The organism is Nostoc flagelliforme FACHB-838 (genome assembly GCF_014698065.1).
Lineage (GTDB): Bacteria > Cyanobacteriota > Cyanobacteriia > Cyanobacteriales > Nostocaceae > Nostoc > Nostoc flagelliforme_B.
Genome location: NZ_JACJSI010000040.1, coordinates 1 through 21,585 on the forward strand (window position 1 = coordinate 1; position 21,585 = coordinate 21,585).

The window sequence follows — 21,585 nt, forward strand, 5'->3', positions numbered from 1 at the left end:
GTCTGCATTTGAAACCTATGTTACTCAAGTTTTGGTTCCAACTCTTTGGCCCGGCGCAAGTGTAGTCATGGATAACTTTAGTTCTCATAAAGTAACAGGTATCCGAGAAGCTATTGAAGCAGTTGGAGCCAGATTAGTATATTTATCACCTTATTCTCCTGATTTTTCACCAATTGAAAACTGTTGGTCAAAAGTCAAAGAGTTTTTGCGTAGGCGTAGCCCGCCGCAGGCATCGCAAGCTGCTAGAACTTATCTTGAGTTAGATGAAGCTATTACAACTGCCCTAGATGCAGTCACTAAAAAAGACATTATTGGATGGTTCACCCACTGCTGTTACTATATTGCACCCAACTGAGAACCGCTATAGTAAGCGCGATCGCCACTATAACGATAAATATTATTACCTTTGTCAAAATATCATTCTCTAGCTAGATTGGTTAAAGGCGGCAACAGCTGTTTTGACAACTATGTAAACTGGATGTCAGCAGCAATCCCCAAATAATTTGTCCACTCCTTGATTAATACATTTTGTTACAGCTTATGAACCCTGCCCTAACTCAAATTGGCGCTCAAATGTCCAACCTGACTGGCGTCAGAGCAATTATGAAAGATATTATCGAAACATTACGAGGGGGTGCAGGGCAGCAGTTTATTAATTTGAGTGCTGGTAATCCGTTGATTTTGCCAGAAGTAGAGCAATTATGGCGGGATTGTACTGCACAGCTTCTTGCTAGCCCAGAATATGGTGAGGTAGTTTGTCGCTACGGTTCAAGTCAGGGCTATGCACCATTTGTTGAAGCGATCGCTAACGACTTTAACAAACGCTACGGGTTAAACTTAACCGAACGCAATATCCTTATCACCCCCGGCAGTCAAACTCTCTACTTCTACGCTGCTAATACCTTCGGTGGCTACACCCCTAGCGGCAAGTTAAAACAAATTGTTTTGCCCCTGAGTCCTGACTACACAGGTTACGGCGGTATCTGCTTAGTGCCAAAAGCCTTAACTGCCTACAAACCAACTCTCGATATTGATGCAGCTGCCCACCGATTTAAATATCGTCCCGACTTCAGCAAACTTACGATTACAGAAAATACGGGTTGTGTTCTCTTCTCTCGCCCCTGTAATCCTACTGGTAACGTCCTCACGGATGATGAGGTGAAAAAGATTGCCGCCCTAGCTGCGCCTTACAATCTACCCGTGTTAATTGACTCGGCTTATGCGCCTCCTTTCCCAGCATTAAACTTTACTGAAATGACACCAGTGTTTGGTGATAATATTCTCCACTGCATGAGTTTATCGAAAGCGGGATTACCAGGAGAAAGAATTGGTATTGCCATTGGGGATGAAAAGTGGATTGAAGTGCTGGAGTGCTTTCAGGCAAATATTAGTCTCCATTCTTCACGTTACGGCCAAGCGATCGCAGCTTATGCAATCAATTCTGGTGCTTTAGTAGATATTTCTCATACTGTTATCCGCCCCTTTTACCAAAATAAATTTACTGTTTTAGAAACCAGTTTAGAACAAGCGATGCCCAAGGATTTACCTTGGTTCCTCCATCGCGGTGAAGGGGCAATTTTTGCTTGGTTGTGGTTACAAGATTTACCCATCAGTGATTGGGAATTTTACCAGCAACTTAAGCAAGTAGGTGTGATTATTGTCCCAGGAAGTAGCTTCTTCCCCGGTTTAGACGAAGAATGGGCGCACAAGCATCAATGCTTCCGCATCAGTCTTACAGGTACGGATGAAGAGATAACCACTGCTATGCAACGTTTAGCAAAAGTGGCTGAAGAAGCTTATAAAGGTGCGGCAGTAACTGCCTAGTACCGCAAGGCGGAATTAAAAATTAAAAATTAGAAATGAATACAGCGTAAGTATTTCATTGATTTGGAATGGTGAGGCAGTCCGGTCTTGAGGGTTCCCCCCATGAGGAACTGCCGTTAGCGCAGCGTTAGCGAGCCTGTGAGCGTCACCCGTTAACGAGTCTTCGAGCGTCAGGGGTGGTTTATTTCCGCCGTGTTGTACTAGTAGGAAAAATGGAAATGAAACACGAAGAAGCTAATAAAGAAATTGGAGGCAGAAGGGTAGAGAGGCAGAGGGGCAAAAGAGTAAGGGGAAATTCAAAAATTCAAAATGTCCAATCACCAGCCCCTAATACCCAGCCTGTAGTTCCCAATAGCCAAGCCCCAGCCCCCAATCTCGATAATTGGCTAGAAATTGGTAAAATTGTATCTCCTCAAGGATTGTCTGGAGAATTACGGGTTTATCCTGTATCGGACTTTCCCGAAAGATTTGAGGTGCCAGGAAAACGTTGGTTGTTGCGTTCAGGTGACACAGAACCACAACCAATCGAATTATTGACAGGACGTTACATCAGTAACAAAAACTTGTATGTGATCAAATTAGCTGGCGTGGAAAACTGCGATCAGGCGGAGGCGTTGCGCGGCTGTACATTAATGGTGCCAGCAAGCGATCGCCCCCAATTAAGCGAAGATGAATATCATGTCCTCGATTTGATTGGTTTGGAAGTATTCATGCAAGCATCTGGCGAACTCGTAGGTACGGTGGTAGACATCATCCCGGCTGGCAATGATTTGTTAGAAGTCAAGTTGCATGAATCATTTGGTACTGACAAAGGACAAATGACAAATGACAAAAAACAAAAGACTGTTTTGATTCCATTTGTGGAAGCGATCGCACCAGTAGTAGATTTGAAATCTGGTTGCATTGAAATCACGCCACCGCCTGGATTATTGGAAATCAATAATTAGGTTATTCCTTGCTCTGCCTCTAGCTAGTTTTGTTGTACTGGATAGTTCAACAGAAAGCAAAGCTTGAAGCATGAGAAAATTAGAGCACATCTCTATCTATTAATCTAGGAAATGTGGCAATGCCAGAAAAACCAACAACAACTATTCACAGACAACTACTGGAAATTTTGTCCCAATTGCCTAAGTCTAGTCAAGAAGAAGTATTAAATTTTGCTATTTCTCTCCAGAAAAAAAAACTAACTCAGCATTGGGATGCTATTTCTGATACAGAGGCAGCTGCATTAAAAGCTGAGTTTGCTGATGAAGATTTAGCTTTTGCAGAATCCGTTTTAACTAATTATCTTTCCCAGCTTCAGCAAGAGGACGCAGTTTGATGCGAGGAGATGTTTATTTGGCTGATTTGAATCCGAGTCGAGGTTCAGAGCAAGCAGGTATCCGACCAGTTATTATTGTTCAACGAGATAGAATAGCTCAGTTTACAACAACATCAGTAGTAGTTCCTTTAACCACTAATCTGCGACGCGCTATTATACCAGGTACAATTGTCATACCTTCAGGTGAAGGCGGTTTAACGCAAGAGTCAGTGGTACTTTCTTATCAAATAGTTGTTATCGATAGGCAGCGATTAATCCGAAAATTAGGAACTCTTTCTCTTAATTATTTATTAATGCTAAAAGTGGCATTAGATTACACTTTACAACTAGATAATTATAACGAAGACAATGCTGATTAATAGTATTAATTAGTAGCATAAGGGTAGCTCATTCTAGACATTGCTCTCCATCCTTTGCCCAAAGCCAAAGAATTTAGTCACAAAGTCTAAAAAAATTCATCATAGGTTAGATGGCCATCATCTGGAAAACAGGTACAATTGCTTACTGATGAATCCATCAAAAACCTTTTGTAATGGAGTGTCGAAATGACATTAGCTACAACTCCACAAACAAAGCCTTTAACAGATGAAGAATTACGGAATATCAACGCCTATTGGCGTGCAGCCAACTATCTTTCCGTTGGGCAAATATATCTACTGGACAATCCGCTACTCAGAGAACCCCTAAAGCTGGAACACGTAAAACCCAGACTTTTAGGTCACTGGGGAACAACACCAGGGCTGAACTTTATCTATGTTCACCTGAATCGGGTCATCAAAAAATATGATCTAAACACAATCTACATTGCTGGCCCCGGTCATGGAGGCCCTGGACTAGTAGCCAACACTTACTTAGAAGGTACTTACACTAAGTATTACCACAACATCTCCCAGGATGCTGAAGGAATCCAGAAACTCTTCAAACAATTTTCTTTCCCTGGTGGTATTCCTAGCCACGTTGCACCAGAAACCCCTGGTTCGATCCACGAGGGCGGGGAACTAGGTTATGCCCTCGTTCATGCTTTCGGTGCTGCCTTTGATAACCCTGACTTAATTGTTGCTGCTGTTGTCGGAGATGGCGAAGCGGAAACAGGTGCTTTAGCAACTAGTTGGCATTCCAACAAGTTTCTTAACCCTGTACATGATGGGGCTGTACTGCCGATTCTGCACCTGAATGGATATAAAATTGCTAATCCAACAGTACTGGCACGGATCAGCCATGAGGAATTGGAAAGCTTATTTATAGGCTACGGCTACAAGCCCTATTTTGTCGAAGGTGACGATCCCGCAGATGTCCACCAGCAGATGGCGGCGACTCTAGATATAGCGATCGCTGAAATTCAAAGTATTCAGAGAGAAGCCCGCGTACACGGTTTCACCGAACGTCCCCAGTGGCCAATGATTGTCTTGAGAACCCCCAAAGGTTGGACAGGGCCAAAGGAAGTGGATGGGAAAAAAACAGAAGGTTCTTGGCGATCGCACCAAGTTCCCTTAAGCAACATAGCCAAACAGCCAGAACATCTGCAACTCCTAGAAGATTGGATGAAGAGTTACAAACCAGAAGAACTCTTCGATGCTAACGGCACACTGATTCCCGAACTAGCAGAATTGGCTCCCAAAGGGCATCGACGCATGGGTGACAATCCCCACGCTAACGGTGGTCTTTTGCTGCACGATCTAAAGATGCCCGATTTTCAAAAGTATGCCGTAGATGTTCTCAAACCAGGGCAAGCGATCGCAGAAGCTACCCAAGTTGCAGGAACTTTTCTGCGGGATATCATGCAACTTAACCAAGAAAGCCGCAACTTCCGCATCCTCGGCCCCGACGAAACGGTATCAAATCGCTTAGGCGCTGTGCTAGAAGTCACAAATCGGGACTGGACAGCCCAAATCCTCCCGGAAGATGACCATCTTTCACCCGACGGTCGAGTGATGGAAATTCTCAGCGAAACTAATTGTCAAGGATGGTTAGAAGGCTACCTTCTCACCGGACGACACGGGTTCTTTTCCTGCTACGAGGCATTTATCCACATCATTGACTCGATGTTCAACCAACATGCCAAATGGTTGAAAACGACTAGAGATATTCCCTGGCGTAAACCAATTGCTTCCCTCAACTATCTACTCACTTCACACGTTTGGCGGCAAGACCACAACGGTTTCTCCCACCAAGACCCCGGTTTTATTGACCATGTAATCAACAAAAAAGCCGAAATCGTCCGCGTGTATTTGCCCCCCGATGCCAACACTCTGCTATCGGTAACTGACCATTGTTTAAGAAGCCGCAACTATGTCAACGTCATCGTTGCCGGAAAGCAACCAGCATTGCAATACCTAAATATGGATGCTGCTATTAAGCACTGCACCAAAGGCATCGGTATTTGGGAATGGGCAAGTAACGACAAAGACGGCGAACCAGATGTAGTGATGGCTTGTGCTGGGGATATTCCCACCTTAGAAACTTTAGCGGCTGTGGACATTCTGCGTCAGCATTTCCCTGAGTTAAAGGTGCGGGTAGTGAACGTAGTCGATTTGATGACACTACAGCCAAAAAGTGAACACCCGCACGGTTTGAGCGAAAAAGACTTTGACACGATTTTCACCACCGATAAACACATTATCTTTGCATTTCATGGCTATCCTTGGCTGATTCATCGCTTAACCTATCGCCACACCAATCACAATCAGTTGCATGTGCGTGGCTACAAGGAAGAAGGAACTACCACCACTCCCTTTGATATGGTTGTGCTTAACGAGCTAGATCGCTTCCATTTAGTAATGGACGTAATTGATCGTGTACCAAAACTAGGATATAGGGCAGCTTATGTCAAACAGCAGTTGCAAGATAAGCTGATCGAACACAAACATTACATTGAGAAGTACGGCGATGATATGCCAGAAATTCGTGATTGGAAGTGGCCGTATTAAGTAATTACTAATTCGTAATTCGTAATTCGTAGTGATGAAAAATTCAATTACGAATTACGAATTATTTTAACCGCAGAGGCGCAGAGAACGCTGAAAAAAACAAAAGGTTTTATGAGTCACCTTGAAAGAACTGATTCTGAATATGCTTCGAGTACTAGAGAAACCCAAAAGCATTTGCATAATCTTTTAACTTTGTAGTGAGAAGTACTTTAAGTTACTTAATGCATCAAACGCTACCCAGTTTCATGGTTAGCGCTAGGATAGCTATGTATTTTATTAAAGTATAAATATGGCTCAAACTTTTTACGTAAATCCAGTATCAGGCAGCAATACTAACTCTGGTAGTCAACAAGCCCCGTTCAAAACTATTACACAAGCTCTCAAGGCAGCGACTGCTGATACTAAGATTCAACTAACAAATGGGAATTATAATGCTGCTAGTGGTGAAGTCTTTCCGCTAACGGTTCCATCTGGCGTGACAGTGGTGGGTAATGAAACCAACAAAGGCAATGGCATTTTGATTGAGGGGAGTGGTAACTATCAGAGCCGTACTTTTGCTGGTCAGAATGTAACATTTGTGTTGCTGGATAAAGCCGAATTGCGAGGAGTAACTGTAACAAATCTGGCTAGCCGTGGTAGTGGTGTCTGGATTGAATCAACTGCCCCTACTGTTGCTAATAGCACCTTCATCAATAATAAGCGGGAGGGAGTATTTGCTACAGGCGATGCTAATCCAGTTGTTCTAGGTAATGTGTTCAGTGAGAATGCAGCTAATGGAATTGCGATCGCTAAAAATTCTAAAGGCCAAATTGAAAATAATACCTACTTCAAAACAGGTTTTGGCATTGCTATTAGTGATACTGCATCACCTATCCTTCGAGATAACAGAATTTATGAAAACCGTTCTGGGATTGTCATTTCTGGTAGCGCTCGTCCCGTATTACGTAATAATGTCAGTGAAAATAACGCTGAAGATGGTATCACAGTTATTGGAACTGCTCTACCGGATATCGGTAGTAACAATAATCCAGGCGGCAATACTCTACGCAATAACGGTAAATTTGATTTGCAAAATGCCAGTTCCAACAAGCTGGTTTCTCTAGGAAATAAAATAGATGCGTCTAAAGTCGCCGGAAACATAGAGTTTGCAGATAGTCCGGTTCCAACACCTACAACGCCAACACCTACGACACCGACACCTACGACACCGACACCTACAACACCAACACCTACAACACCAACACCTACGACACCAACACCTACGACACCGACACCTACGACACCGACACCTACAACACCCACGCCTACAACACCAACACCTACAACACCAACACCTACAACACCCACGCCTACTATCCAATTAACCGATATTGCTAATCATTGGGCTGGTGGGTTTATTCGGGAATTAGTGAAATTGGGGATAATTAACGGTTTCCCTGATCGCACATTCAAACCCGATGCAACCATGACACGGGCACAATATGCGGCATTACTAGTAAAAGCTTTCAACCCATCGCCAAACCGCTCCGCGATCAAATTCAAAGATGTACCGGATGACTTCTGGGCATCCAAGGTAATTCAGCAAGCATATCGAGGTTTATTTCTCTCTGGTTTTCCCGACAATACCTTTGGCCCCAACAAAAATATCCAGCGTGTGCAAGTGATTGTCTCTCTAGTGAATGGACTGGGTTTATCTAGTGATGGTACGGCAACTCTCAAAGTTTTTGATGACCAAGCCAAGATTCCTGAATATGCCAAGGATGAGGTAGTAAAAGCTATAGACAAAGAAATTATTGTCAATCACCCGAATTTGAAACAACTCAATCCTACCCGCGATGCTACACGCGGTGAGGTAGCAGCGATAGTATATCAAGCTTTGGTAGATGCCGGTCGTGTAGCAGCGATCAACTCGCCTTATATAGTGACTGCTTGAACTGGGGATTGGGAAGAATCGAAGGGGACAAAGGAAAAACTTGTCTCCCCCACCTCTTACCCCATAAAGGATAAGGAAGAAGAGAGCGATCGCTTAATATACTTGGTTTTGTGAAAAATTGTAGGTTGGGTTAAGCAAAGCGCAACCCAACAAAACCCTACACAGCTTAAGGTTTTTGACGCTAACCCAAGGGTATTGAGCGATCGCCACTAATATTTACTGCTTTTAATCGTATTTTCACTTGCCCCACTTTACTGTAAACCTAGATTAGAGCAGGCTTTATTAATTTTGAATTTTGAATTTTGAATTGGTATTATTACCATCTTCGAGTAATAGAATTAATAACGAAGCCTTTGTAAAGTCTTCAAACATCAAAAGATGAAGCTTTAGTCGCAGATTTTAACTGTAAAAAAACAAAAGTCTGTATTCAAAGTAAGCTTGTAGCATATAAAACGCTTGTAAGATTTTTATGACTTCCCGGATTCGCTTTTTAATGTGCCCTCCTGACCACTATGATGTGGACTATGTGATTAATCCTTGGATGGAAGGGAATATTCACAAGTCATCGCGCGATCGCGCCGTGGAACAGTGGCAGGGACTACACCACATCCTGAAAGAACACGCCATTGTAGATTTAGTACCACCTGAAAAAGGCTGGCCTGATTTGGTTTTTACCGCTAACGCTGGCTTGGTACTAGGCAATAATGTCGTCCTCAGCCGCTTTTTGCACAAAGAACGTCAGGGAGAGGAGCCTTTTTTCAAGCAATGGTTTGAGGCAAATGGTTATACAGTCAATGAACTTCCTAAAGATTTGCCCTTTGAGGGAGCAGGAGACGCACTGCTGGATCGAGAAGGGCGCTGGTTATGGGCGGGATACGGTTTCCGCTCGGAATTAGATTCTCACCCTTATCTAGCTAAATGGCTGGATATTGAGGTGCTATCTCTACGATTAATAGACGAACGTTTCTATCACTTGGATACCTGCTTTTGTCCTCTAACAAATGGCTATTTGCTGTACTATCCCGGCGCTTTTGATTCTTACTCCAACCGCTTGATTGAAATGCGAGTCGCCCCAGAAAAGCGAATCGCAATTGCTGAAGCCGATGCTGTCAACTTCGCTTGTAATACGGTGAATGTGGATAACATCGTCATCATGAACAAGGCAAGTGAAGCTTTAAAAACCCGCCTTGCAGATGTAGGTTTCCAAGTGCTGGAAACACCTCTGACGGAATTTCTCAAAGCTGGTGGCGCGGCTAAATGCTTAACTCTGCGAGTAACAGAACCAGTTAGAGATGAAATTCATGCCAATGTCTCGGTAGAAAGCCGCGTCATTCGCATGGAAGGACATTTGCTAGATGCTGGCTTAATTAACCGCGCTTTGGATTTGATTATAGATGCCGGTGGAAGTTTCCAAGTTCTAAATTTCAACTTGGGAGAACAACGGCAAAGTACCTCAGCCGCAGAGGTGAAGGTATCAGCACCATCTCATGAGGTGATGGAAGAAATCATCTCAATGTTGATTGATTTAGGTGCAGTAAATTTACCCCATGATGAGCGAGATGCTATCTTGGAGCCGGTAATCCAAGATGGTGTTGCACCTGATGATTTCTACGTCAGTACAATTTATCCCACTGAAGTGCGAATTAATGGTCAGTGGGTGAAAGTAGAAAATCAACGAATGGATGGCGCGATCGCCATTACTCAAAGTGCCAATGGCTTTGTCGCCCGGTGTAAAATACTACGCGATTTAAAAGTTGGCGAACAGGTAATTGTAGATGTGTTAGGTATCCGCACCATCCGCAAAACTGAATCGCGCGAAGTCCGCAGCACCCAAGAATTCAGCTTTATGTCGGCGGGAGTTTCCAGCGAACGGCGCGTGGAATTGGTTGTTGAGCAAGTGGCTTGGGAATTGCGGAAAATCCGCGATGCTGGTGGTAAAGTAGTTGTCACGGCTGGGCCTGTGGTAATTCACACTGGTGGCGGCGAACACTTGGCGCAACTGGTTCGGGAAGGATATGTACAGGCGTTGCTGGGTGGGAATGCGATCGCAGTTCACGACATCGAGCAAAATATCATGGGCACTTCCCTAGGTGTGGACATGAAGCGGGGTATCGCCGTCCGTGGGGGACACCGCCATCACCTCAAGGTAATTAATAGTATCCGCCGTTATGGTAGCATTCCCAAAGCTGTGGAGGCGGGAGCAATTAAAAGTGGCGTGATGTATGAATGTGTCCGCAATAATGTACCTTTTGTGCTTGCGGGATCGATTCGGGATGACGGGCCTTTGCCTGATACCGTAATGGATTTGATTCAAGCACAGGAGGAATATGCCAAACACTTAGAAGGTGCGGAGATGATTTTGATGCTGTCATCGATGCTGCACTCGATTGGCGTGGGGAATATGACCCCGGCTGGTGTGAAAATGGTGTGTGTGGATATTAATCCAGCTGTGGTGACTAAATTAAGCGATCGCGGTTCTGTAGAATCGGTGGGTGTGGTGACAGATGTGGGATTATTCCTCAGTCTGTTGATTCAGCAGTTGGATAAGTTGACAAGTCCTTATGTAAATAAGGTAGGTTAAGAAGACGTAGACGGGAAACGGCTTCCCGCAGGGTACCGCAGAGGCGCAGAGGGCGCAGAGAAAGGGAGATGACAAGAGTAGCTTTCAGTGAAGAATTGCAGGTTAATTGGGTCAGTTTGATTGCTGATTTCTTGTTGGTAGGGATGGTTTTTGGCCCGCCTATCGCTCCCTTTTTGGCTGCGTCTGGAGTGTCTTTGCTTCCTGGAATTGCGGACATCATTTATTTCATGGGTAATCATGTATGTCCGCAACCAGATATGGGGTTAGATTTGGCTCCACCGTTTATTATGGCTGTGTGTATGCGCTGCTACGGCACTGTCACGGGTTTGCTAATTACTCGTTTGCTGTATGGGGTGACTGGTGGTAAAGGATTTTACTGGTTAAGTCAGTATGGCTGGAGTGGTGTGGCGATCGCAAGTGTGCTGATGATGGCTTATCCTTTGGAATTAGCAGCACAGATTTTTGGTTTATGGAGTTTCAATAATTACTTGGTTACGCCTTTTGGATTGATTACGGGTTTGGCGTGGGGATTGTTTACTATGCCAATCCTGCATGGTTGGCAGGGTGCTAAAACTAGTTTGCATGAATTGTAGAGACGTTGCATTGCAATGTCTCTACTGAACAGTATTAGTATAGTTTCCCTTTTTTTAATGGGTTGGGGGATCAAGCCTTAACTGCACCGTATTGATTTACAAAACTGAGGGCTGATTTGTGTTTACGTTTTTGCCGTAAGCCTACACTTAATGCTCCAAAAGTTAATGCACCTAATGTCGGCGTAAATAATTATCGTTAGGATAAGGCAGTTCTTGCTGGGGGAAAGAGAGTTTGAGCCTTGTTTACTTTTCTTTACACAGTTTGGTTTTATTATGCTGACTTACTTACTAAGCAAGTAGGTGCTAATATTTCCAGCTATGCTGTCACTTTCTGTTCACATTCTTTTTATAAATTGAATATAAATCAAATTTTTAGTGGGTTTTCATAAATAAATTAGTATGTTTACCTACTAAGCTACCTTCCCATGACCTTCACCTTCATATCAATAGCCAACAAAATAGGAGCAAGTAAATTGTATAAGAGGTAAATGATATTAGTAGATACAATTTCAAGACAACAGATACCAGAGCAGTTAAATCCTCATTTCTTAAACTTCAGCCAAACAAATTTATCTACAGTAAGCTTAAGTACAGAAAAGCGTGATAGCGAAAAGCTGCGTGGAGATAATACAAGTGCTGCAACAACTCCAGAACCGTCTGTGCTTTTAGCTCCTATTGTCTTGTTAGCAATGAGCACGGTAGTTATTTTTCATAAATTAAAGCTGTCCGAGCAAAATAACAAGCTAAATAATTTAGAGCCATTTCCCTGTAGAAACTGTCACTTTTTTAACCAAAGCAAGCATCTCAAGTGTGCCGTAAATCCTTCTGCTGTTTTTACAAAAGCAGCAACTAATTGTCATGATTATCATCCGTTAAAAAGCAAGAAAAATCGTAGTTTCAAAACTTCAGAACATAAGTAAAAATCATTAAAAAAGAGAGGATTGATTATGATAGGTTTAATCGTAACTTGGTTAGTCACCGCTATTAGCTTTTTGATTATTGCTAGAATCCCATTTTTGGGAATAGAAGTAGATAGTTTTGCTAAAGCAGCAATCTCCGCTATAGTCTTTGGTATTTTAAATGCTGTTTTGCTACCTGTCCTTACCTTTTTCACTTTTCCATTCATTATCCTTACCTTGGGATTATTTTTCGTTATCTTAAATGCCATCATCTTTGGATTGTCGGCTTTAATTGTCCCAGGTTTTAGATTACGTTATGGTTTTTGGAGCGCTTTGCTAGGTTCCATTACTTTAGCAATCATTAACTCAATTCTATTAAGAATTTTGGCTCCTCTTACCTGAAAAAAAAGACAACAGGCTTAACATTTTTTTGCTTATTTAATAACCAGTAGGAGGACTTAGCCATGAAATCATTTTTTAGGCAACCAGTCATGTGGTTTTGCATGGGGATTTTTCTAGTATCTACTCTATTTGCTTGTCAATCTCAAGAGGTTGTATCACCCCCAACTACTACAGCAACTCCTATACAAACGACTGCGCCTGTAACAAATACACGCCCTGTAGCTTATGTTGATCGCCAACTAAGCACACCCGCTCAGTTGCCACCATTACCTTACGCTTATAACGCTTTAGAAAAAGCTATTGATGCAGAAACAATGAAACTGCATCATGATCAGCATCATGCAGCTTATGTTAATAACCTCAACGATGCCTTAAAAAAATATCCGCAACTGCAAAATAGCAGTGTAGAAACTTTGCTACGAGATTTGAATGGTATCTCTGAAGAGATTCGGACGACAGTACGTAACAATGGTGGCGGTCATCTTAACCATACGATTTTTTGGCAAATTATGAGTCCTCAAGGTGGCGGACAACCAACAGGAGAAATCGCTCAAGAAATCAACCAAAACTTTGGCAGTTTTGATGCTTTTAAAAAACAATTTAATGAAGCAGGAGGCGATCGCTTTGGTAGTGGTTGGGTTTGGTTAGTGCGTAATCCCCAAGGGCAGTTGCAAATTACCAGTACGCCAAATCAAGATAGCCCAATTACAGAAGGCTTGTATCCCATTATGGGTAATGATGTCTGGGAACACGCTTATTACCTGAGATATCAAAATCGCCGTGCCGATTATTTAAATAACTGGTGGAATGTAGTCAACTGGTCGGAAGTGAATAGACGCTCCTAAGCCTCACGCCAACAAACTTAGAGGAGGTGGCTGATGAAAAGTCTATTAATGCATAGTCCAGTTGCGATCGCATTTGGCTGGATTGGGGTTTATATATTCATCACCCTATTACCTTTGCTAATTTTGCTCATTTATCCTCCACTGTCTGGAAGAGGATTTTGGATTGATTTTTCAGTTGCATTGGGTTTTATTGCTTTGGCGATGATGGCATTACAATTCTTATAATATGTCATAGCGATCGCTAGTACTGTAGATACTAGCGATCGCACATCTAGAATGTGTTAATTTAACAAGCTCATGATGCGATTAACTTTTTGCGGCTAGGACGCTTGTACTCTGATTTTTTCTTCAATCCTACCGCTTGAGCTTGATCGCTATCTAATCCATATTGTCCGCGCACAACTTCTTTCATCGCCAATACCGCATTGTGAAATTCCCATTCTGCTAATCGCGCAGCATCAGCAGCAGCACGGTATAAAGTTAGTTTCTCGGTTTCGGCTTGTTGCTGGGCTAACATAGCTTGATAAGCTTGCTGTAAGTTAGTAGCAGAGGCATCAGCACGGGTTGTTTCATAAGTGGCGATCGTTTGAAAACCGTGCCATGAAGTAACATCTTCACTAATTAATTGAGGGCGCAAACGGCGTGTTGTATCTTGGGTAGGCATATCAGTATACTGTTGTAATTTATATATATAATGTGCCCATTAAAACCTTTAAACTAACGGTAAGGCGAGATTTTTAGATAAAACAAGTTAAGCAGAGGGTAAGCTCATTTTTGCAGGTCAATGCAACAAAGGTGCAAGCCGATGCAACAAAGGTGCAGGTCGATGCAACAAAGGTGCAAGCCGATGCAACAAAGGTGCAGGTCGATGCAACAAAGGTGCAAGCCGATGCAACAAAGGTGCAGGTCGATGCAACAAAGGTGCAGGTCGATGCAACAAAGGTGCAAGCGATCGCTAATAATGTACTAGCGATCGCCAATTGTTATCGCTATGGTTTTATACTGGCTGTACTTACCTCACCCTTCTGCGCTCCTTCAACGATTTGGTAAAGTTTGTGTTCAAATTTTTGCATACATGCTGACCAATCAAACTCGAGTATAGAGGGACGAGCGTGCCTAGTCATATCTGCTTTTAAATCGGGATTTTCCAGAATCGCAATCACCTTTTGAGCAAAATCTGTAGGGTTGTTAGGCTGGGCAAGGAAGCCGTTACGACCAGGAAATACCTGTTCTGAAGTTGACGGTGCAACAACAGCAACCAGAGGGGTTCCAGACGCTAACGCCTCGTTATTTGTAGTGCAGAAGTTCTCGGTGACGGAGGGGTTAACAAAAATATCTGCTCTGGCAAACCAACCCAAAAGTTCTGTACCATGAGACTCACCCCATACAGTAACACCCGATCCAAACTTTTTAGCACGCTGACGGATCTCTTCATCTAGCGGGCCACTACCAACAATTACCAGATGGACATCAGGAATTTTGGCAGCTATGACTGGAAATATATCAAGCAATTGGTTGACATTCTTTTCGGGTGTGATGCGTCCGACAAACAAAATAGTCGGTCGGTTATCATCAGGAATTGGGTTGTAACAAATGTTTCGCGGGTGGAATTTTTCGCAATCGATGCCTTGATAAGGGACGTATTCAGCACGTTGGCATTTCAGTTCTTCGTATTTAGTCAGTTGTTCTTTAGAAGAGAAGTAATTGAAGTCATAAAACTCACTAAATTGCTTGACTAAAACGGGAACGATCGGACGAACCAAATTGAAAAATCGGTCGCCAAAGTAATATTTGATATACGCAACAATATCTGTATGAAAGAGTGATATTATTGGCGTGCCTGTTCGTTTTGCGTATTGAGTGCCGATAGGACGACCATAACCTTGCAAGAAAAATGAGTATAAACCTCTCATTTGTGCTGCTTCTTCAACCACAATAATATCGGGCTTGAATTTCTCCAGCAACTTGGTATCGCTCCAATGCCGATAGTTCAACGGTTGAGGAAGAGATTTATAGAATAGCAGTGGCTCTGTGGGGAATGCGTAAGCAGAGAAATTGGGGAAAGACTGAATTTCCTCTAAACCTGGCATGGGGCGATCGCCGACATTTTTGGGGTAGCGATCGTTGATTTGCGGATGGATTAGAAAAACCTCATGTCCCTGCTCTAGCAACCAACGAACTCGTTGGTGAACTGCAACGGAAACACCAGTCAAAAAAGGAGCATACAATCCTGTAAATAGTGCAATACGAAGTTTTTGCTTAGTCATAGAAAAGGAGAATTTTCACTAAATTGCTGGTTTTTAACTTAGGATTTACGCAGCAAATGTTTCATGAAAATCATGATTATTTAGTTTCAAAATTCCCACTAATACACTTAAACTAAGGATTTACGCACTTTCAGATAGCAGAAATTTTCGATGGTGAAGAAGATGTTTCTAACTGAAGTTTAGAAACTATCAAAACTTCCAAAATACTAAGTCGAAATTTCCCTTCATATATTGATCTAAACCCTTTGCATTAATGTAAATACGTTTTGTTAATCAACAAGCAAAAGCGTGTATTTTGACAAGGGTTATAGCTAATATAGTTCTACTAAATATAAGATAATATAATTTGAATACTAGGGAATGTTTAGTGTAAGAACTTTCATACCCTAGTTCATATCTAGCGATTAATTTCAGAGAGAAACCTTGCTATCAATAGGCTGATCTAACCATTGATAAGGACGATATTCAACTAGCCGGACATTCCAAGGCCCTTGAACGCGATAGCTGACACCGCGCCAGGTGACTGTTGAAATCCACAGCGATGACAGCATCGCTAACCCATAAACCCATTGTGTCAAGGGAATCCCAATCAACATTCTGATGATTGTAGCAGCTGATAATTTGGCGATCGCCTGGTCATTAGAGCGAACCACTCGCTGTATCTCTAATTCCAGCACAAGCATTATCAAGAGTAATCCGGCAGTATAGACACCATAGCAGCCTAACAAGAGAGCCGCAACTTCCCATTTTGCCTCTAACAACGACTCTAGAACTAAAATGATGAGTAGAGTCGGAAACAAAATGCTAGAAACAGCTTCACTAACAAGAGCCAACCAACGTGGGTGATACAGTCGAGAATAAAGGATGAGGCGCTTGAGATAGTCTATTAAGTTGAATAAATCAGTTTCTTCACGATTGACTATTAACAGTGAAGGCACAAATTTTATCTGAAAACCATGTTTTTTCAAGATGTCGTGCATCATAAAATCTTCGCCCAAAGCTTGTCCCCACTTATCTAGCAGTTCTGTTTGGCGAAGTACTTCTGTTTTCACAGCCAAAGTTCCACCCCAAGGAATTTGGAAGATAAACATTTGCACCACAGTGGATACATTGCCGACGTAGCGAACTAAAGAACCCCAATACCTACCTGTAGGTACGTACCAACGATTACCTGTTGTTGCCCCGACTTTGGCATCGGCTAGAGGACTGACTAACTCTCGCAGCCAATTCACATGGACTATCGTATCAGCATCTACTAAAGCAACCACCTTATAGGAGTCATCCAACTCACGGATAGCTTGGATTAAAGAACTGCATTTGAGACTACAATTGTTGCGTACTATTCTTAAAGAGCTGATTTGAACATTAGCCGCTTCTTGCTCAGTAATAGTTTCACTAGCAATTTTCCAAGCGGGATCTTCGTGACTATCAACGATCAACTTTAAATCATACTGTGGATAGTTTTGATTTAGGAGCGATCGCAAACATCTAGGCAAAAACGGATCAGCACCGCGTAGACAAAGAATTACTGCGGTTTTGGGTAACTGATCATCTGGTAATAAGTATTTTTTAGATGAGCGCAGATACCATATAAAGACAAGCGTGAAACACACCTGAATAACCAGCCAACCCGTCAAAGACTTAAATAGAAATATCGCCAAATCTTCCATTAAATTTTTAGTCTCCGACAGAATGAGGGATTGGACATTGGAAAGAGGACAAGGGGCAGGGAGCGGGGAGCAGAGGGGAAAGAGGTAATTTTTATTCTCCCCCTGCCCCCTGCCCCCTGCTCCCCTGCTTCTTTCCTACTCCCTAGTCGCTTTTACGAATCCAGCGAATATTTCATCATGATGTTGACTGTTGTATTTTTGTTTACAACAAAACTGGCATCACGAAACTTTGGTGTGCCTGTTTGTATGGACACAGTTGGATTTTTGGAAATCCCAAAACCTTCTTTAGGAATACCAAAAAAGTCTTTATTGAGTTTGCGATCGCCATTCTGATCATCAACTACAGCGACAGCATAAGTTCCAGGCTTTAAACCAGAGAATTCTTTTTTTACAGAAGTGCCAGTAATCTTAGTACAGCCACTTTGAGATTCACTAGAATTACTCATCGGAAAACCTTGTTCACTAGCGTAAACTCGAAAGCAAATCTCACCTTTTTGATGATGTACTCCGTTTACCACAACACTTAGTGTTGCAGTTGGCTCTGCATTCACAGTTTTAGCAAAGCTGACGCTCATTAAAGTAGCAAGCAAAACATGAGATAGTTGAGATAGTTTCAGCATAGTTTTGTAGCCAGAATAGGTGATTTTGGGGCTGATATAAAACTGTATTTGCCAGCTTTTATGTGTGAACTGATTTTTTCAAAGTATGGCTTGCTTATCTTTAATTGATATTGGTTGCAAACCTTTCCAAAATACTTGCAGCGCTATTAGCAAATCTTTCAGTAAAAGATATTCTGTCCCTTTTAACTGCTGATATAGACTTCTATGACAACACAGCCGCTCATGCAAACTCAGGGGACTACGCCATATAGAGAATATATACTCCCACATTATTCTCCAATGTGGCAATAAAATCTGTCCTTTCTTTGCTGGATCAAACCACACTGCAAACCCATAAAAATCAGGCAGCATATTCAAAAATGATTTTTGATTTTTGTTTGCTAACAACAAGTAATTGGGAAAAAACATACTCATTGATTGTTGCGGATGACTTCTGGGAAAAAACAGGTATTCAGGAATTTCATAAAACCTACCAAGAATACCAAGTCTTAACAGCAAAACTCCATCTGCATAACCGTAACCACCCATAGGCGGAATCATTCTCAGGGCACTGGCGCGAATTACCCCATAACATTGATAACATAAATGCTTGATCAGCAATTCGTGGAAACGCTCGTGTGGTTTTAGTGCATCTGCCTTGAGTTTGATATCGTAATTTTGGAGAAAATTCCCCTGTTCATCAATGAAATATGCCTGGGAGTGACACAAGATTATGGTAGGATCTTGGTCAAGCACTTCAACACACTTCTTGATAAAATCTGGAGAATGTAAATCATCACAGGCTGCCCATTTAAAGTACTCACCCGAAGACAATTTAAAGACGCGATTAAAGTTACCAGCACAACCGATATTCTTGTCATTGCGGTAGTAACAAATACGCTGATCTTTCTCGGCATAAGCTCTACAGATTTCTTCAGTTTTATCTGTAGATGCATTATCTGAAATAATTAGCTCAAAATCTTCAAAAGTCTGAGCCAAGAGTGAATCTATGGCTTCTTTGATAAATTTTTCACCATTGTATACAGGTAATCCGATGCTCAATCGTGGCTGATTGCTACTCATAGAAAACAAGTATTTAGAAAATCGGTGGATTCTTTTATGCTTAGTTGCAGATAATTGTTAGGTAGATGCAACGTAATAGCTCAGAATTCAGAATACTTTTATACCAAGCTTAATAATTTAAATAAAATCAAGCATGCTATAACTTCTTCATTTTGTAACTATTCTGTTAGCGGTAGCGGGGCGTTTAGCCCATTCTGAATTCTGCTTCCTGAATTCCCAAAAATTTATAACCTATTTCACCAAGCTTTGAATATCTGTTTTTTGCAGCCATTCATGTGTTCGCTGCATTCCTGATTCGAGGTCAATTTTTGGTTTATAATTTAACAGATTTTGGGCTTTGACAATGGAACAAGCATAGGGACGAGTCATAAAATCTATAGACTCTGGTAAAATATCAACTTTTTGCCGAAAAAGTTTTTGCCCTTGAACACGTAGCTTTAGAAACAACTTGATTTCATCTTTAGATAATGAAAGGGGTGCTTGTAAACCTTCCATTGCTGCTAAACGCATAAAATACTCTTTCCACGAAGTTTCTTGTCCGTCGGTGATATTAAATATTTCACCGTAGGTTTCTTTTTCTATCGCAAGAAAGATGCCATCAATCAGGTTATCTATATATACATGATTGATCACTCCTTTAGCATCGTTAGCACAAGCAAATAATTTTTGACGCATCATCAGAATTGGTCTGACTACCCAGGGGATGCTTCCTGGCCCGTAAACATCTCCAGCCCTAATGACGATAATGCCAAAATCTGAGGGATTATTTAGTTCTAAAACTGCTGTTTCGGCTTCTATTTTCGTTTGACAGTAGGGATTATTTTCGCCAGAAAGTTGCCCAGATTCTATAACACCATCAGGATAGTTAAAACCGTAAACCATCACACTGGATAGATGCACAAATGTTTTGACACCAGCTTGTTTAGCAGCTTTAGCCATGCTGACAGTGCCGCCAACATTAATATCACGAAAATTTTTAATTGCACCAGCTTCTTCGGCAATTTGCTCTGTATGTAAGACGATATCTACTCCCTGACAAGCTTTTTGAGCAATAGTAGAATCGGTAATACTACCAATAATTACCTCAACACCTAAATTCTGTAATTGTTTGTTCTGGACTGTAGAACTTTGTAGTCCACGAACCTTCATTCCTTGCGCTATTGCTAACTCGGCTGTACGCAAACCGACAAATTCATTAATGCCGGTAATTAGGAGAGTTTTGTTGGTGAGGTTCATATATTAAGGGTTGTACCAATATTGGATTAAAACAAAAGTGCTAGTTTTGATAATTGGTAGTAAGGAATTTAGTGACTACAAAATAATCACTGAAATCTTTACTATGGACTTGGTTATCTATCAATTTCAAGTTGACAGACTAATATTGTGTGGCGAAAATTTGCCTATTTTTAACAAGTAATATGAGCAAATTGCCTTACTTAGAAAATATCTCCTGGATCTGCGGAGCGGAGTTTATTGATAGCAAGCGCTCCTGAAGTTATACACATTAAGACTGTTGAAGTTAAGACAATGAGTGCGTTGTTATTGGTCATAACTATTGGTAGTTTAGTTGCTTCTGCTGCAAAACTATATAACAAAACAGAAGTAATAAATCCGGGGATATAACCTAAAAGTGCCAAAATCAAAGCTTGCTGAAATACGACATTTAACAAATAGCTGTTGGCATAACCTATGGCTTTTAACGTGGCGTAAGCAACAAACTGTGTAGCAATATTGCTGTAAAGAATCTGATAAACAATTACTACACCAACAACCGCAGCCATTGTCAACATCAAGTTAAGAATAAAACCAATGGGTGTTCTAACAGCCCAATATTTTTTTTCAAAATCAATGAAGCCTTGGCGTGTAAAAATTTGCACATCATTAGGCAAACTTGCTTGTAAATTCTTTAGTACTATTTCTGGATTAATACCAGGTTTTAGGGATATCAAACCAATATCTATCATATCTGCCGGGCGAGTATTGGGGTTTATCCTCAAAAAAGTTGAGTCACTAACAAGTAAATTTCCGTCTACCCCAAAGGAAGGCCCTAATGTGAATAAGCCACCGATTCTAACTCTATAACCAATTAATGAATTGAAAGGAAATATTTCAATTGTCTGTGCAGTCTCCCCCGCATTAAATTTTTCAGCTATTGGGCCAAACTCTGGGCGAGAACCCCGGTCAAAAAGCATCACATCAGGAGTTTTGAGTTTATCTATATTTTTCTCAACTTCTGGGATGTTCATCACAGGTCTACCTGGATCGAAACCAATAACGTATATTGAATATTTCTCACCAGTTGCCGGATTTTTAAGTTTGGCAAATTGCAAATACATGGGGCTAACTGACTCTACACCATCAAACCCCAAAGACTGGTACAAACGAGTCCGCGAAAAACTTTGATTTGAGGTCAAAGATTTATATTGCGAACTAACTAAAAATAAATCTCCTTTGAGATTCTGATGCACGGCAGTTGCACTGGAATAGAGGGCATCTTGGAAACCAAGTTGCACAAACATTAGCAGCACAATAAAACCAATCCCGGCTACAGCTACTAGTAAACGAACTTTTTGCTGGGCTAGCTGTAGCCATCCTAAAGGAATTTTGAAATTCATGGATTTATTTATTAGTTGTTATTTGT

The 21,585-nt window shown here is 41.7% G+C and carries 21 protein-coding genes; 14 read left to right on the top strand and 7 right to left on the bottom strand.

The window, feature by feature from the left end:
• The 13 genes from H6G97_RS55975 to H6G97_RS19695 form a co-directional block, all read left to right on the top strand.
• Positions 1 to 355 (top strand): transposase (locus H6G97_RS55975; RefSeq protein WP_190942392.1); only part of this gene is annotated, 355 nt, incomplete at its 5' end.
• A 185-nt stretch (positions 356 to 540) separates the two neighbouring features.
• Positions 541 to 1,824, top strand: coding sequence for a valine--pyruvate transaminase (locus H6G97_RS19640; protein WP_190942393.1), 1,284 nt, complete (start codon positions 541 to 543; stop codon positions 1,822 to 1,824).
• A gap of 218 nt (positions 1,825 to 2,042) precedes the next feature.
• On the top strand, positions 2,043 to 2,771 hold the full coding sequence (gene rimM, locus H6G97_RS19645) for a ribosome maturation factor RimM (RefSeq protein ID WP_190942394.1): 729 nt from the start codon (positions 2,043 to 2,045) through the stop codon (positions 2,769 to 2,771).
• 119 nt (positions 2,772 to 2,890) lie between these two features.
• Positions 2,891 to 3,145 (top strand): hypothetical protein, encoded by a 255-nt coding sequence (locus tag H6G97_RS19650; protein WP_190942395.1) that lies wholly within the window; start codon positions 2,891 to 2,893, stop codon positions 3,143 to 3,145.
• Entirely contained in the window at positions 3,145 to 3,504 is a 360-nt protein-coding gene (locus H6G97_RS19655) for a type II toxin-antitoxin system PemK/MazF family toxin (protein WP_190942396.1), read from the top strand. The genes H6G97_RS19650 and H6G97_RS19655 overlap by 1 nt, the downstream gene beginning before the upstream one ends.
• Positions 3,505 to 3,690: 186 nt before the next feature.
• Positions 3,691 to 6,072: a phosphoketolase family protein gene (locus tag H6G97_RS19660; RefSeq protein WP_190942397.1), complete on the top strand. Its 2,382-nt coding sequence runs from the start codon at positions 3,691 to 3,693 to the stop codon at positions 6,070 to 6,072.
• A 289-nt stretch (positions 6,073 to 6,361) separates the two neighbouring features.
• The gene (locus H6G97_RS19665) at positions 6,362 to 8,005 is read left to right on the top strand and encodes a DUF1565 domain-containing protein (protein WP_190942398.1); all 1,644 of its coding nucleotides are present in this window, start codon (positions 6,362 to 6,364) and stop codon (positions 8,003 to 8,005) included.
• Positions 8,006 to 8,474: 469 nt separating this feature from the next.
• Positions 8,475 to 10,586, top strand: coding sequence for a bifunctional arginine dihydrolase/ornithine cyclodeaminase (argZ, locus tag H6G97_RS19670; RefSeq protein WP_190942399.1), 2,112 nt, complete (start codon positions 8,475 to 8,477; stop codon positions 10,584 to 10,586).
• Positions 10,587 to 10,654: 68 nt separating this feature from the next.
• Positions 10,655 to 11,179 carry a DUF2085 domain-containing protein gene (locus H6G97_RS19675; RefSeq protein ID WP_190942400.1) on the top strand — a complete coding sequence of 175 codons (525 nt, stop codon included), beginning with the start codon at positions 10,655 to 10,657 and terminating at the stop codon, positions 11,177 to 11,179.
• A gap of 488 nt (positions 11,180 to 11,667) precedes the next feature.
• Positions 11,668 to 12,099, top strand: a complete 432-nt coding sequence (locus tag H6G97_RS19680) for a hypothetical protein (protein ID WP_190942401.1) — start codon at positions 11,668 to 11,670, stop codon at positions 12,097 to 12,099.
• A 27-nt stretch (positions 12,100 to 12,126) separates the two neighbouring features.
• Positions 12,127 to 12,480 (top strand): phage holin family protein, encoded by a 354-nt coding sequence (locus H6G97_RS19685; protein WP_190942402.1) that lies wholly within the window; start codon positions 12,127 to 12,129, stop codon positions 12,478 to 12,480.
• Between the two features lie 62 nt (positions 12,481 to 12,542).
• Positions 12,543 to 13,325, top strand: coding sequence for a superoxide dismutase (locus H6G97_RS19690; protein WP_277883307.1), 783 nt, complete (start codon positions 12,543 to 12,545; stop codon positions 13,323 to 13,325).
• 33 nt (positions 13,326 to 13,358) lie between these two features.
• Positions 13,359 to 13,550 carry a hypothetical protein gene (locus H6G97_RS19695; protein ID WP_242055003.1) on the top strand — a complete coding sequence of 64 codons (192 nt, stop codon included), beginning with the start codon at positions 13,359 to 13,361 and terminating at the stop codon, positions 13,548 to 13,550.
• Positions 13,551 to 13,620: 70 nt separating this feature from the next.
• Here the strand turns inward: H6G97_RS19695 and H6G97_RS19700 are convergent, their stop codons facing one another.
• On the bottom strand, positions 13,621 to 13,989 hold the full coding sequence (locus H6G97_RS19700; RefSeq protein WP_190942403.1) for a hypothetical protein: 369 nt from the start codon (positions 13,987 to 13,989) through the stop codon (positions 13,621 to 13,623).
• A 110-nt stretch (positions 13,990 to 14,099) separates the two neighbouring features.
• Here H6G97_RS19700 and H6G97_RS19705 point away from each other — a divergent pair, with 110 nt between their 5' ends.
• Positions 14,100 to 14,375, top strand: a complete 276-nt coding sequence (locus H6G97_RS19705) for a hypothetical protein (protein ID WP_190942404.1) — start codon at positions 14,100 to 14,102, stop codon at positions 14,373 to 14,375.
• Here the strand turns inward: H6G97_RS19705 and H6G97_RS19710 are convergent.
• The 6 genes from H6G97_RS19710 to devC form a co-directional block, all read right to left on the bottom strand.
• The gene (locus H6G97_RS19710) at positions 14,315 to 15,592 is read right to left on the bottom strand and encodes a glycosyltransferase (RefSeq protein ID WP_190942405.1); all 1,278 of its coding nucleotides are present in this window, start codon (positions 15,590 to 15,592) and stop codon (positions 14,315 to 14,317) included. The genes H6G97_RS19705 and H6G97_RS19710 overlap by 61 nt on opposite strands.
• Positions 15,593 to 16,002: 410 nt before the next feature.
• On the bottom strand, positions 16,003 to 17,262 hold the full coding sequence (locus H6G97_RS19715; RefSeq protein WP_190942406.1) for a glycosyltransferase family 2 protein: 1,260 nt from the start codon (positions 17,260 to 17,262) through the stop codon (positions 16,003 to 16,005).
• 152 nt (positions 17,263 to 17,414) lie between these two features.
• Positions 17,415 to 17,882: a DUF2141 domain-containing protein gene (locus tag H6G97_RS19720; protein WP_190942407.1), complete on the bottom strand. Its 468-nt coding sequence runs from the start codon at positions 17,880 to 17,882 to the stop codon at positions 17,415 to 17,417.
• Between the two features lie 78 nt (positions 17,883 to 17,960).
• On the bottom strand, positions 17,961 to 18,944 hold the full coding sequence (locus H6G97_RS19725; protein ID WP_190942408.1) for a glycosyltransferase family 2 protein: 984 nt from the start codon (positions 18,942 to 18,944) through the stop codon (positions 17,961 to 17,963).
• Between the two features lie 231 nt (positions 18,945 to 19,175).
• Complete coding sequence (locus tag H6G97_RS19730; RefSeq protein ID WP_190942409.1) at positions 19,176 to 20,180, bottom strand: NAD-dependent epimerase/dehydratase family protein; 1,005 nt, start codon at positions 20,178 to 20,180, stop codon at positions 19,176 to 19,178.
• A 200-nt stretch (positions 20,181 to 20,380) separates the two neighbouring features.
• Positions 20,381 to 21,559: an ABC transporter permease DevC gene (gene devC / locus H6G97_RS19735; protein ID WP_190942410.1), complete on the bottom strand. Its 1,179-nt coding sequence runs from the start codon at positions 21,557 to 21,559 to the stop codon at positions 20,381 to 20,383.
• Positions 21,560 to 21,585: the final 26 nt, after the last annotated feature.